The organism is Rheinheimera fenheensis, assembly GCF_039871805.1.
Taxonomy (GTDB): Bacteria; Pseudomonadota; Gammaproteobacteria; order Enterobacterales; family Alteromonadaceae; genus Alishewanella; species Alishewanella fenheensis.
Window position 1 is genome coordinate 88743 of sequence record NZ_JBDPJM010000010.1, and the last position, 13790, is coordinate 102532.

Here is a 13790-nt window from a genome sequence, read left to right on the forward strand (position 1 = left end):
TGCCCACAATTCCAGTGTGGCAGGATCTATTATGCTTTTATCTTCGTTGGTGGCGCAGGCCAGTCCGTTATCTGAACAGCAGGTGCAGCAGCTGCAAGGCCTCGTTAGCCAGTTAAACCCTATTCAGCAAGCCTGGGTCAGTGGTTATCTGGCCGCCAGCGCCCAGCTGGCCGGCCAGGTTGCAGGCCAGGCGGCACCGGCACAAGCCGCTGCAACTGCCAGCCTGACCATTTTATTTGGTTCGCAAACCGGCAATGCCCGTCATGTTGCCGAAGCGCTGGCCAAGCAAGCGCAGGCCAAGGGTATCGCCGCTAAAGTAATAGATATGGCTGAATACAAAACCACTCAGCTAAAGAGCGAGCAGTATCTGGTGATTGTAACGTCTACCTATGGTGAGGGCGAGCCGCCGGAAAATGCCATTGGTTTGCACAATTTCTTATTCAGTAAAAAAGCGCCCAAACTTAACGGCTTAAAATATGCGGTGCTGGGGCTGGGTGATACCAGCTATGAATTTTTCTGTAAAACGGCGCAGGATTTTGACCAACGCCTAGCCGAGCTGGGTGCTACACCGGTGCACGCACGAGCCGATTTAGATGTGGATTATCAGGCGCAGGCAGACAGCTGGAGTAACGAGGTTATTACTAAACTGGAGCCGGAGCTAAAAGCATCCGCCGCGCCTTCTGCCCAGGTTATTGCGTGGCCAGGTAGTGATACCGCTGTAGGCAGTGTCAGCCAGTACAATAAGCAAAACCCGTTTGCGGCAGAGCTGTACACTAACCAGAAAATCACCGGCCGTGATTCAACCAAAGATGTACGCCATATTGAAATTTCACTGGCCGGCTCTGGCTTAAGCTATCAGCCGGGTGATGCATTGGGCGTGTATTTTAGCAATGACGAAGCGCTGGTGCGTGAGCTACTGCTGTTAACGGCAATAGCACGTGATACGCCCGTGCAGCTGGCCGGCGACACGCTCACCATTGAACAGGCACTCACTGACCAGCTGGAACTGACACAGTCGTACCCGGCCTTTGTCGAAAAATATGCCGCGGCAACCCATAATGCCGCTTTAACCGAGCTGGCGGCAGACAAAGCCGCACTGCGAGCGTATTTAAGCGAACGGCAGATTATCGATATCGTGCGCGAGCACCCTGGTTTGTTAAGCGCGCAGCAGTTGGCTGACGCCCTGCGTAAACAGCAGCCAAGGCTGTATTCTATCGCCTCATCACAAGCCGAAGTGGAAGACGAGGTTCACTTAACCGTCGGTGTAGTGCGTTACGATGCTTACGGCCAGCCGCATTTGGGTGGCGCGTCCGGCTTTTTGGCCGAGCGGTTAGCCGAGGGCGATAAGGTAAAAGTCTTTGTTGAGCACAATAACAACTTCCGCCTGCCGCAAAGTGATGACACACCGGTGATTATGATTGGCCCCGGCACGGGTATAGCGCCGTTTCGCGCCTTTTTGCAGGAACGAGACGCCCGTGGCGCCAGCGGTAAAAACTGGCTGTTTTTCGGCAACCCGCACTTTACCCAGGATTTCCTCTACCAGCTGGAGCTGCAAAATTACTTAAAGCGCGGTGTATTAACTAAGCTTAATGTGGCCTTTAGCCGCGATCAGGCGCAAAAAGTCTATGTGCAGGACAAACTACGCGCGCACGGCAGCGAGCTGTGGCAATGGCTTGAGGACGGGGCCCATCTGTATATTTGTGGTGACGCCAACCGTATGGCCAAGGACGTACAACAGGCGCTTATCGACATCGTGCAACAACACGGCGGCAAAACAGCTGACCAAGCGCAAACCTATTTAGATGAATTACGTGTCGCCAAACGTTATCAGAAGGATGTGTATTAATGAGCCAGTATCCAATTAAGCCAGAGCTAGTCGCACCGGGCGCACTGTCTGATAACGAGCGGTTAAAGGCTGAAAGTGAGCATTTACGCGGCACTATCACGACCGATTTACAAGATGAAATCACCGGCGGCTTTAACGGTGATAATTTTATGCTGATCCGCTTTCACGGTATGTATCAACAGGACGACCGCGATATCCGCGCCGAGCGTACCGCGCAAAAACTGGAGCCGCTGCATAATGTGATGCTGCGCGCCCGGATGCCGGGCGGCATTATTACGCCGAAGCAATGGCTGGCAATTGATAAGTTTGCTGCCGACAGCACACTGTACGGCAGCATCCGCTTAACCACGCGCCAGACTTTTCAGTTTCACGGTGTGCTAAAGCCGAACATTAAACCGATGCACCAGTTTCTGCATCAAATTGGTATCGACTCTATCGCCACCGCCGGTGATGTAAACCGCAACGTGCTGTGTACCTCGAACCCTGTAGAGTCTGAGCTGCACCAACAGGCCTATCAGTGGGCGGCGAAAATCAGTGAGCATTTACTACCAAAAACCCGCGCCTATGCCGAAATCTGGCTGGATGAAGAAAAAATTGAGACCACCGAAGTGGAACCCATTTTAGGTGACACCTATCTGCCGCGTAAGTTTAAAACGGCCGTGGTGATACCGCCGCACAATGACATTGATGTGCATGCCAATGATTTAAGCTTTGTCGCGGTGGCCGAAAAGGGCCAGCTGGTTGGCTTTAACGTATTAGTGGGCGCCGGCCTGGCCATGACCTGGGGTGATACCGCCACTTACCCGCGCATGGCAGACGACTTAGGCTATATTCCGCTGGAACATGTGCTGAAAGTGGCCGAGCATGTGGTCACCGTGCAGCGTGATTACGGCAACCGCGCTAACCGGAAAAACGCCAAAACCAAATATACTATCGACCGTATCGGCCTTGATGCGTTTCGCGCTGAAGTGGAAGCACGCACCGGCGTGGCCTTTGAACCGGTGCGGCCTTACGGCTTTACCAGCCGCGGCGATCGTATCGGCTGGGTTGAGGGTATTGACGGTAAACAGCATTTAACGCTGTTTATTGAAAACGGCCGTATTCTGGATTTCCCCGGCAAGCCGTTAAAAACCGGTCTGGCGAAAATTGCCGCCATCCATCAGGGCGATTTGCGCATGACAGCCAATCAGAACCTGATCATTGCCGGCGTGCCGGCAGCACAAAAAGCCGAGATTGAAGCTATCGCCCGCGCCCATGGTTTAATTGATGATAGCCACAGTGAGCAGCGCAAAAACTCGATGGCCTGCGTGTCGTTCCCGACCTGCCCACTGGCGATGGCCGAAGCCGAGCGTTACCTGCCAGAGCTGGTAACCAAAACCGAAGCCCTGTTGGCTAAACATCAGCTACCCGACGAGCATATCGTATTGCGGGTTACCGGCTGCCCGAATGGTTGTGGCCGTGCCATGCTGGCCGAAGTAGGCTTAGTCGGCCGTGGGCCGGGTAAATACAACCTGTATTTAGGCGGTAATCGTGAGGGCACGCGTATTCCACGCCTGCTGCTGGATAACGTCGGTGAAGCCGACATTTTAGCTACCCTGGATGGCTTAATTGGCCGCTGGGCCACAGAGCGTAATGCCGATGAAGGTTTTGGTGATTTTGTTATAAGGGCCGGTGTGGTAAAACCGGTAGTGGTGCCAAAAGATGACTTCCACAGCTAAAATCGCCCACACCGATTATCGCAACATTCTGCAGCAGGATGCCGCCACCCAGCAGCGCTGGCTGGCTGAGATTAACCATATGCTGACACCGCTCAGCGCGGCTGAGCGCGTGCACTGGGCACTTAATAACCTGCCACAAAGCCCGATGCTAAGCTCCAGCTTTGGTATTCAGGCGGCGGTGATGCTGCATCTGGTGACACAGCAACAACCGGATATCCCGGTAGTGTTAACCGATACCGGTTATTTGTTCCCGGAAACCTATCAGTTTATTGATCAGTTAACCGAGCAGCTCAAGTTAAACCTGAAAGTGTACCGCGCAGCGGTTAGCCCGGCCTGGCAGGAAGCGCGTTTCGGTAAATTGTGGCAAAGCGCTGAGGGCATTAAACAATATAACCAGCTGAATAAAGTTGAGCCCATGCAGCGCGCTTTGCAGGAACTGAACGTCGGCAGCTGGTTTACCGGCCTGCGCCGCAGCCAAAGCAGTACCCGCGCCGATAAAGATATTGTCGAAATTAGCCGTGGCGTGGTGAAAATTCAGCCGATAATCGACTGGAGCAATAAGGACGTGTTTTATTACTTAAAAGAGCACGGCTTAAGTTACCACCCGCTGTGGGAGCAGGGCTATGTGTCGGTCGGTGATACGCATTCCACCCGCAAATTAGAGCTGGGCATGAGCGAAGAAGACACCCGCTTTAACGGCTTTGGCCGCGAATGCGGCCTGCATATGGACGGTGATGGTATTTAGCCCACTTTAATCGGTTAAAACCCTTGTCACTTTTGCTACGCCTCTGCCATAGTCTTTGTGAGTAGTGTGGCAGCAGGTGATGGCATGGTAAAAACTCTTTGCAGCTTAGTGTTGGCTAATTGCTGGCTGGTCTCGGCAGCGCTGGCGCAGCAGCTGAATCTGTATACCGAGCATTTTCCGCCCTACAGTTATGTGCAGGACGATACCATTACCGGCCTTAACACTGAGTTGGTGCGGTTAAGCTGCCAGCAAGCCGGGCTTAGCTGTGACTTTGCGCTGATGCCCTGGCTGCGCGCTTATGAAACCACGTTAAAGGACGCTAGCGGCGCGCTGTATTCTACTTCGCGCAATCCGCTGCGCGAGCCGCAGTTTAAGTGGGTTGGCCCGCTGGCACACTCCAAAGCCAATATGTATCGCTTAAAACGCCGGCCCGAGGTGAACCCCACCACCTTAGCAGAGGCCAAACGCTATGTGATTGCCGTCGCCCGGGGAGATGTGTACGAGCTATACCTACAAAGTCAGGGCTTTGAACATGGCGTGAACCTGCTGGGGCTGTCTGCAAAAGCCGACGCCGTTGGCCTGTTTTTGCAAGGCAAAGTCGACTTGCTGATAGGCTCAGAGCTGATTTTGCCCAGCTGGCTGGCGCAATACGACGAAACTATTGACAGCGTTGAGCCGGTATTGGATTTATCGGTTGTGGGCGCCAACTATCTGGCACTGAACCCAAGTGTACCGGACGATGTGGTAAACCGGCTGCAACAGGCGCTGGATACCTTATACGCCGATGGCACCTATCAGCAGTTGGCTGAGCGCTACCTGAGTAGCGCGAAAACCGATTAAGGCTGCGCGACGAAACGGTACTCAGTGTCATCTTTGCGCAATACCAACACCTTATCTTCCATGCTCAGCACCGGTTTACTTTGTAAAAACTGCATAAAGGCCTGCTCGCGCGCCATCGCCTGCTCGCTGCACGCCATCATGGTGCCGGCCAGTTGAGAAACCACTAACTCGCCCTTATCTACACTGAAGCCGCCCATAGCGCGGTTGCAGCCGGTAAAGCCGCTCAGCCTGTCTTGCTCGAAGTTCAGACTAAGGGCCTTGTCGCCTTCGGCCGGGTTAAGTTGTAAGTACTGGCCACTGGGCAGTGCTGCCGGCTGACAGGCCGCAAGGCTAAGGGTTGCGCCTAATAAGGTCGCGCGGCGGATTGAGGTGATCATAGACACTCCTGCTACGTAAAAAGGATGGATGATGATGCCAGAGTATAGTTAAGTACCGGCTGAACAACTGTGATAAAGTTTTAATCACAAAAATTGATTAAAGTAATTTGTTTTATTCGTTTTGACAAAGCATGCTGACGCGTTACACTGCTCAGCGTTGAAACATGAACTGTTAACTCACACAAAGGAGCAAGACTATGTCTTCTATTATCAATACTAAAGTTAAGCCATTTAAAGCTACTGCGTTCCATCAGGGTAAGTTTGTTCCTGTTTCAGATCAGGATTTACTGGGCAAATGGTCTGTCGTGTGTTTCTACCCAGCGGACTTCACTTTCGTATGTCCTACTGAACTGGGCGACCTGGCTGATTTCTACGCTAAGTTCCAGGAAATCGGTGTAGAAGTATACTCGGTATCGACTGACACCCACTTCACTCACAAAGCGTGGCACGATGCGTCAGACACTATCAAGAAAATCAACTACCCAATGATTGGCGACCCAACTGGCGCTATCACCCGTAACTTCGGTGTGATGATTGAAGAAGAAGGTTTAGCACTGCGTGGTACTTTCGTGATTAACCCAGAGGGTGAAATCAAAGTCGCTGAAATTCATGACCTGGGTATCGGCCGCAGCGCAGCTGAACTGTTCCGTAAAGTACAGGCAGCGCAATATGTTGCAAACCACGACGGCGAAGTATGCCCAGCTAAGTGGACACCAGGTGAGAAGACCCTAGCACCTTCACTGGACCTTGTAGGTAAGATCTAACTTTAATGCAAACTGCAGGCAACTGCAGTGCCGGAAGCGGCAAACAGCTCCTGTCTTAAGAAGCTGTTTCCAGCTTCCCCACTGCCATACATTGTGTTTGCACGGGCTGGCGTTACGCCAGCCCGCTCCCCTGCGCCTGATATTTTTTGCACTATCTGAATAACGTATTACGGAGTGATTATGTTAGATACTAACCTGAAGCAACAATTACACACTTATCTGCAGAACCTGAAAACGCAGGTTGAGCTGGTGGTATCTTTAGACGATAGCGCCAAGGCAGCAGAAGTAGACGCACTGGCTAACGATATTGCCAGCCTGTCAGATTTAGTTAGCGTACGCCGCGACGACAGCGCAGCCAAGCGTACCCCGGCGATGCTGGTTCGCTCGGTAGCGAAAGACACCCAAATTACCTTTGCTGGTGTACCGCTGGGGCATGAATTCACCTCGCTGGTACTGGCATTATTACACTCTGGTGGCCACCCGATTAAAGTGGATGCCGATATTATCGAGCAAATTCGCCAGTTACCCGGCAGCTTCGCCTTTGAGACCTATGTGTCATTAAGCTGCCAAACCTGCCCGGAAGTGGTGCAGGCGCTGAATATTATGTCAGCAATAAACCCAAACATTACTAACGTGATGATTGACGGTGCCATGTTCCAGGACGAAGTGGCGGCGAAAAACATCATGGCAGTACCATCGGTGTATTTAAACGGCGAGTTGTTCTCACAAGGCGCCATTACGCTAGAAAAAATCATCCAGAAAATCGACGTTAACGCCGAAAAACGCCAGGCCGAGGCACTGAAAAACAAAGCGGATTTCGACGTGCTGGTTGTTGGTGGTGGCCCGGCCGGTGCAGCTGCCTCTATTTACGCCGCCCGTAAAGGCTTAAACACCGGTATTGTCGCTGAACGCTTTGGCGGCCAGGTTGCCGACACCGTGGGTATTGAAAACTTTATTTCGGTGAAGTACACCGAAGGCCCAAAACTCGTAAACAGTTTAGAAGCCCATGTGCGTGAATACGACGTCGATATTATGAACAACCAGCGCGCCGTTAAACTAAGCAAAGGTGACAAAGTTGAGCTTGAACTGCAAAACGGTGCCGTGTTGAAAAGTAAAACGCTGATTTTAAGCCCGGGTGCCCGCTGGCGCGAAATGAACGTACCAGGCGAGCAGCAATACCGTGGTAAAGGTGTGGCCTACTGCCCGCACTGTGACGGCCCGCTGTTTAAAGGCAAAAAAGTGGCCGTTATCGGTGGTGGTAACTCAGGTATTGAAGCCGCGATTGACTTAGCCGGTATTGTTGAACACGTTACCGTGCTGGAGTTTGCTGCCGAGCTGCGCGCCGATGCCGTGCTGGTGAAAAAGGCCAACTCTATGGGCAATATCACCATCATCACTGAAGCGCAGACCACCGAAGTGACCGGCGATGGCAACAAAGTAACCGGCCTTAACTACACCGACCGAAAAACCGGTGAGGCCAAACATGTCGAACTGGCCGGTATCTTTGTACAGATTGGTTTGGTGCCCAACACTGAATGGTTGCGTGGCGCAGTAGAGCTGTCACCCCGCGGCGAGATCATCGTCGACGAGCGCGGCCAAACCTCAGTGCCCGGCGTATTTGCTGCCGGCGATGCCACCACAGCACCGTACAAGCAAATTATCATTGCCATGGGCTCTGGTGCTAACGCCGCTTTAGGTGCCTTTGACTATATGATCCGTAACTAACCGTCAGTTAAACAACGCTCGCGCAGTGATCGTTAACAGCGCGAGCTACGTTAACCCCTTTAGCTTCACTCTCTCTGTAGCTTTGACGGCAACTTCGGTTGCCGTTTTTTTATCTCTGATCTGTAGCCTCTTATTCCAAACTCGTCATTAATTCCTTTTAGTTATATCTGAGCGTAATTAACTATTTTATTAAAGCCATGCAGACGGCTATTCTGCCCGACATAAGCTAGAGTTAAGTCCCAGTATCTGTGGTGCCGGAGCCGTTGTGCAGTATTTACCCTTATTTGTAAAGTTAACCGATAAACCGGTGCTGATTGTTGGCGGCGGCTCGGTAGCGCTGCGTAAAGCGGGTACGCTGTTAAGTGCCGGCGCCAGGCTAACCGTGGTAGCACCGGATTTTGCCGAAGAGTTTATTCAATGGCAGCACGAAGGCAAAGCGCAGCTGATTAACGGCTATTTTGCGCCAGAGCTGCTGGATGGCAAATTGTTAGTGATTGCCGCTACCGATAACGATGCAGTTAACGCGGCTGTATATGACGCCGCCACAGCGCGTAATATGCTGGTGAACACGGTGGACGACCAGCCCAAGTGTGGCTTTATCTTCCCGTCGATTATCGATCGCAGCCCGATATTAATTGCCATTTCCAGCTTTGGCACTGCACCGGTATTAGCCCGCAGGTTGCGTGAAAAGCTCGAAGCCTTACTGCCACAGCATTTAGGCCCGCTGGCGCAATTGGTCGGCCGCTTTCGTGACCAGGTTAAGGCCAAAATACGCGGCTTTGCTGCCCGCCGGCAGTTTTGGGAGCAGGTATTCGACTCTGACGTAGTGCGCGATGTGCAGGCCAATCAGCTGCAAAGCGCCGAGCAGCGCCTGCACGCTATGTTAGAGCAGCCACAAAGCCAGGCTGGCGAAGTGTATGTAGTCGGTGCCGGCCCCGGCGATCCGGAGCTGTTAACACTAAAAGCACTGCAGCTGATGCAGCAAGCCGATGTGGTGGTATACGACTACTTAGTATCGCCGCAAATTATGGACTTGGTGCGCCGCGATGCCGAGCGTATTTGCGTCGGCAAAAAAGCCGGCGCGCACTCAGTGCCACAGCAGGATACGAACCAGCTATTAATTGACTTAGCCCTGGCCGGTAAAAAAGTTTGCCGCTTAAAGGGCGGTGACCCCTTTATTTTTGGCCGCGGCGGTGAAGAAATTCAGGCTCTGTTGCCGCATAACATTGCCTTTCAGGTAGTACCGGGTGTTACCGCGGCGGCTGGCTGTGCCGCCTATGCCGGTATACCACTGACGCACCGCGATTATGCACAGAGCGTGCAGTTTGTTACCGGCCATTGCCGGCCGGATGGCAGCGAACCCGACTGGCACAGCATGAGCAAAGCCAACCAAACGCTGGTGATTTATATGGGCCTGATGAAAGCGGCACATATTCAGCAGCAGTTGATTAACGCCGGGCGCAGCGCCAGCACGCCGGTAGCCATTATTGAAAACGGCAGCCGGCCCGAGCAGCGAATTGTGACCGGCACCTTGGCACAACTGGCCGGCTTAATTAATCAGCACCAGCTGGGCTCACCCGCTTTGCTCGTTATAGGCGAAGTGGTAAGCTTGCAGCAGGACTTACATTGGTTTGGCCAAAGGCCGCAAACAGCGGTATTTAGCCAGGCCATTACTCAGATGGAATGAGGATCACACTATGTCTGCATTAACAGGCACCTTGTCACACCTGCAGCAACTAGAAGCGGAAAGCATTCACATCTTCCGTGAAGTGGCGGCTGAATTTAAAAAGCCGGTCATGCTGTATTCAATCGGTAAAGACTCATCAGTACTGCTGCATTTGGCCCGTAAAGCCTTTGCACCGGGCAAAATTCCGTTCCCATTACTGCATGTCGATACCAACTGGAAGTTTCGCGAAATGATTCAATTTCGCGACCGCTTAGCCAAAGAGTACAACTTTGAACTGCTGGTGCACAAAAACCCGGAAGGGTTAGCGATGAACATTAACCCCTTTGTGCATGGCAGCGCCAAACACACCGATATCATGAAAACGCAAAGTTTAAAGCAGGCGCTGAATAAGTACGGCTTTGATGCGGCTTTTGGCGGTGCTCGCCGCGACGAGGAAAAGTCGCGCGCGAAAGAGCGGGTGTATTCGTTTCGTGATAAACACCACCGCTGGGATCCAAAAAACCAGCGGCCTGAGCTGTGGAATTTATACAACGGTGCCATTAACGAAGGCGAAAGTATCCGTGTGTTTCCGCTGTCGAATTGGACAGAGCTCGACATCTGGCTTTATATCCTGCAGGAAAACATCGATATAGTGCCACTTTATTTGGCCAAACCCCGGCCAGTGGTAGAGCGTAGCGGCACCCTGATCATGGTAGATGACGAGCGCATGCCGTTGGAGCCGGGCGAAGTGCCACAAATGAAATCGGTGCGCTTCAGAACGCTGGGTTGTTACCCACTGACCGGCGCTATTGAGTCGACCGCCGATACGCTGGAGGGCATCGTTGAAGAAATGCTGCGCGCCCGCACATCGGAGCGCCAGGGCCGGGTGATCGATCAGGATCAATCAGGTATGGAACTGAAGAAACGCGAGGGCTATTTCTAATGTCAGCAACTGTTACCTCGTTAAACGAGCAGCTAAACAACTTAGGTATCCGCGGCTATCTGCAGCAGCATCAGGATAAAGGCCTGCTGCGGGTACTAACCTGTGGCAGTGTCGACGACGGCAAAAGCACCCTAATTGGCCGCCTGCTGCACGACAGCCAACAGTTATACGACGATCAGCTGGATGCGCTTAAGCGCGACCATAAAGGCCGCAACAGCGATGGCGAGTTGGAACTGGCGATGCTGGTAGACGGCCTGCAGGCCGAACGCGAACAAGGTATTACCATAGATGTGGCTTACCGCTATTTTTCTACCACAGAGCGCAAATTTATTCTGGCCGACACACCGGGCCATGAGCAATACACGCGCAATATGGCCACTGGCGCTTCTACCGCCGATGTGGCGATATTGCTGATTGACGCCCGATATGGCGTACAAACACAAACCCGCCGCCACAGCTTTATTTGTTCCTTGCTGGGCATTAAGCATTTAGTTGTGGCGGTGAACAAAATGGATATCGTTGGCTACAGCGAAGCGACCTACAACACCATTAAGCAGGATGTGCAGGCGTTAATGGCCCAGCTGCAGGTATCCACTGTTGACGTGGTGCCGATTAGCGCCCTGAAAGGCGAGAACATTCTGAGTTTGTCGGCTAATATGCCCTGGTACAGCGGCACTGCCCTGCTACCGCTGCTGGAAACCTTACCGATACCGCAGCGTGGCGGCGCAGCGACCCGCTTTCCGGTGCAGTATGTTAACCGGCCAGATCTGAACTTCCGTGGTTTTGCCGGTAACTTAGTCAGCGGCCGCTTAGCGGTAGGCCAGACAGTCACCGCCTATCCATCAGGCAAAAAAAGCAGCATTAAACACATTGTCACTTTCGAGGGTGAGCAGCCCTCTGCCATTGCCGGCCAGGCCATCACAGTCACGCTGAATGATGAAATTGATGTCAGCCGTGGCGACTGGCTGGTGCCGTCAGATGAAAGCGTTAACCTGACTAACCGCGCACTGGCGTATCTGGTGTGGTTTAACGATCAACCGCTGCAAACCGGCCGGCTGTATGACTTAAAACTGGCGACACGCAAAAGCAGTGTCAGCATTAACCGACTAAACCACAAGGTAAACGTGAATACGCTGGCACAGGAGGCCGCTGAGCAGGTAGCAATGAATGACATTGCGCTGGTTGAGCTGGAACTGACTGAAACCCAGCCGCTGGACACCTTTAAAAACCAGCCCGGTACCGGTAATTTTATTCTGATTGACCGTCTGACCAATGCCACTGTAGCGGCCGGTATTATCCAGAACGTGCTGGCAGAAGAAAAACCGGTCGCGGCCGACATCAGCGCTTTTGAGCTGGAGTTAAATGCACTGATCCGCAAACACTTCCCGCACTGGGGAGCGCAGGATGTGCGTGAGCTACTGAAGGGCAAAGCCTGATGGCATATCAGCAGTATGGCGTGATCCTGCTGCTGCTGGCGCTGGTAGCGGCACTGATCTTCAGTAAACGCTCACCGGCGCTATGGTTTGGCGGCGCCCTGTTGCTTAGCTATTTGGTCGGCTGGTTACCACTGAACAAAGCACTGGAAAATTTCGCCAACCCATCACTAATTACGCTACTTTTGCTGCTATTAGTGTCTATTGGCATTGAAAAGTCGCAATTAGTCAGCTGGTTAAGTCGCGGTTTTGCCGGCAAGCGCCTGGCCAGTGTTATCGCCCGGCTTAGCTTATCCAGCGCCTTTATGTCGGCCTTTATTAACAACACCGCGGTGGTGTCTACCTTAATGTCGTCGCTTAGGCATCATAACCACTTTGCGGCGTCGAAGTTGCTGTTGCCGTTATCTTACAGCGCCATTTTAGGCGGCATGTTAACGCTAATCGGCACCTCCACTAACTTAATCGTTAACGGTTTTGTTGAACAAAGCGGCCAGCCTGCCCTGGGCTTTTTCGACTTTACCCTGCTCGGTGCCCTGGTGCTCGCCGCCGGTATTATTGTACTGGTGATAGGCAGTCACTGGCTGCCAGATAACAGTAAAAACGTTGAGCAAACCACACCCTACTACTTAACCGCGCATGTACGAGCCGACAGCCAATTAATTGGTAAAACCGTAGAGCAAAACCAGCTACGTGAGCTGCAAGCGTTGTTTTTGGCTGAAATTCAGCGCGGCCCGGAACGCCTGTGCCCCGTAACACCCGATACGATTATCGCTGCCGGCGATGAACTGCGCTTTGTCGGTGATTTAGACGCCGTATCACGTTTGCAACAATTTCCCGGCCTTGAGCTGCTGCGCCGCGACGAGCACCAGGGCGAGCTGCTCGAAGCCGTGCTGAGTTATAGCTCGCGCTTAGTCGGGAAAAGTTTAAAGCAAATTCGTTTTCGCCATGAATATGATGCCGTGGTGATAGCAGTGCGCCGCGGCCATGAGCGCTTACAGGGTGGGCTGGGCGATTTGGTGCTGCACGCCGGCGATGTACTTATTTTATCTGTCGGAAAACACTTCCCCGGCCAACATCAGTTAAATCAGGAATTTATCTACGTTAACGGACTATCTATTGCCACACCCTTACCGAAAAAGCGCAGCCATTGGGTGCTGGCCAGTTTTGCGCTGGCACTGACCCTGTCGGTGCTGGAGCTGGTACCATTAATTAAAAGCCTGCCGGTAATACTCATGCTTTATGTCGCTGGTGGCGCGGTTAGCATTAACGAGATAAAAAACCGTTTTCCGCTTGAGCTATGGGTGATTGTCGGCTCGGCTATCGGTTTGGCGCAGCTGATGATAGCTACTGGCGTGGCGGGCAGTGTTGCTAATGGTTTAATTAGCTTGGTACAGGGTTATGGCGCCTATGGTGCCCTGGTGGCGGTGTTTGTTGCCACCTGGATGTTTACCGAGCTGGTGACTAACAACGCCGCGGCCGCACTGACCTTCCCGATTGCCTATGCCATAGCACAGAACTTAGGCGTTGATCCGGTGCCGTTTTTTATGGCAGTGGCCTTTGGCGCCTCAGCCAGTTTTATCTCGCCTTTTGGCTATCAGACTAACCTGATGGTGTATTCGGCCGGTAACTATCAGCTAAAAGACTATATTCGTCTGGGCGTGCCGATGGCCCTGGCATACTCGTCGGTAGTGCTGATTTTTCTGCCGCTGATTTATCCGTTTTAAGTGAAGCAA

11 protein-coding genes are annotated in these 13790 nt (G+C 52.7%); 10 read left to right on the forward strand and 1 reads right to left on the reverse strand.

From position 1 onward, the window contains the following. The first annotated feature begins 31 nt into the window (after nucleotides 1-31). The 4 genes from ABGI61_RS13690 to ABGI61_RS13705 all read left to right on the forward strand — a co-directional run bounded on the left by ABGI61_RS13690 (nucleotide 32) and on the right by ABGI61_RS13705 (nucleotide 5149). Complete coding sequence (locus ABGI61_RS13690) at nucleotides 32-1846, forward strand: assimilatory sulfite reductase (NADPH) flavoprotein subunit (RefSeq protein ID WP_347602001.1); 1815 nt, start codon at nucleotides 32-34, stop codon at nucleotides 1844-1846. Further along, a complete protein-coding gene (cysI, locus tag ABGI61_RS13695) occupies nucleotides 1846-3564 on the forward strand; it encodes an assimilatory sulfite reductase (NADPH) hemoprotein subunit (RefSeq protein WP_347602003.1) in 1719 nt (572 codons plus the stop codon). Before ABGI61_RS13690 ends, cysI begins: the two co-directional genes overlap by 1 nt. Continuing rightward, nucleotides 3548-4309, forward strand: coding sequence for a phosphoadenylyl-sulfate reductase (locus ABGI61_RS13700; protein ID WP_347602005.1), 762 nt, complete (start codon nucleotides 3548-3550; stop codon nucleotides 4307-4309). Before cysI ends, ABGI61_RS13700 begins: the two co-directional genes overlap by 17 nt. Nucleotides 4310-4393: 84 nt before the next feature. Continuing rightward, nucleotides 4394-5149 carry a substrate-binding periplasmic protein gene (locus ABGI61_RS13705; RefSeq protein WP_347602007.1) on the forward strand — a complete coding sequence of 252 codons (756 nt, stop codon included), beginning with the start codon at nucleotides 4394-4396 and terminating at the stop codon, nucleotides 5147-5149. Here ABGI61_RS13705 and ABGI61_RS13710 read toward each other — a convergent pair. After that, entirely contained in the window at nucleotides 5146-5526 is a 381-nt protein-coding gene (locus tag ABGI61_RS13710; protein WP_347602009.1) for an META domain-containing protein, read from the reverse strand. The genes ABGI61_RS13705 and ABGI61_RS13710 overlap by 4 nt on opposite strands. Before the next feature lie 197 nt (nucleotides 5527-5723). On the opposite strand from ABGI61_RS13710, the gene ahpC reads away from it, so the two are divergent. From ahpC to ABGI61_RS13740, 6 genes are all read left to right on the forward strand, one after another. Then, nucleotides 5724-6290 (forward strand): alkyl hydroperoxide reductase subunit C, encoded by a 567-nt coding sequence (ahpC, locus tag ABGI61_RS13715; protein ID WP_347602011.1) that lies wholly within the window; start codon nucleotides 5724-5726, stop codon nucleotides 6288-6290. A gap of 180 nt (nucleotides 6291-6470) precedes the next feature. After that, nucleotides 6471-8015: an alkyl hydroperoxide reductase subunit F gene (gene ahpF, locus ABGI61_RS13720; protein WP_347602013.1), complete on the forward strand. Its 1545-nt coding sequence runs from the start codon at nucleotides 6471-6473 to the stop codon at nucleotides 8013-8015. A 265-nt stretch (nucleotides 8016-8280) separates the two neighbouring features. Next, nucleotides 8281-9702, forward strand: coding sequence for a siroheme synthase CysG (cysG, locus tag ABGI61_RS13725; protein WP_347602015.1), 1422 nt, complete (start codon nucleotides 8281-8283; stop codon nucleotides 9700-9702). 10 nt (nucleotides 9703-9712) lie between these two features. Beyond that, complete coding sequence (cysD, locus tag ABGI61_RS13730) at nucleotides 9713-10624, forward strand: sulfate adenylyltransferase subunit CysD (protein ID WP_347602017.1); 912 nt, start codon at nucleotides 9713-9715, stop codon at nucleotides 10622-10624. Continuing rightward, nucleotides 10624-12060: a sulfate adenylyltransferase subunit CysN gene (gene cysN, locus ABGI61_RS13735; RefSeq protein ID WP_347602019.1), complete on the forward strand. Its 1437-nt coding sequence runs from the start codon at nucleotides 10624-10626 to the stop codon at nucleotides 12058-12060. Before cysD ends, cysN begins: the two co-directional genes overlap by 1 nt. Beyond that, on the forward strand, nucleotides 12060-13781 hold the full coding sequence (locus ABGI61_RS13740) for an SLC13 family permease (RefSeq protein ID WP_347602021.1): 1722 nt from the start codon (nucleotides 12060-12062) through the stop codon (nucleotides 13779-13781). The genes cysN and ABGI61_RS13740 overlap by 1 nt, the downstream gene beginning before the upstream one ends. Nucleotides 13782-13790: the final 9 nt, after the last annotated feature.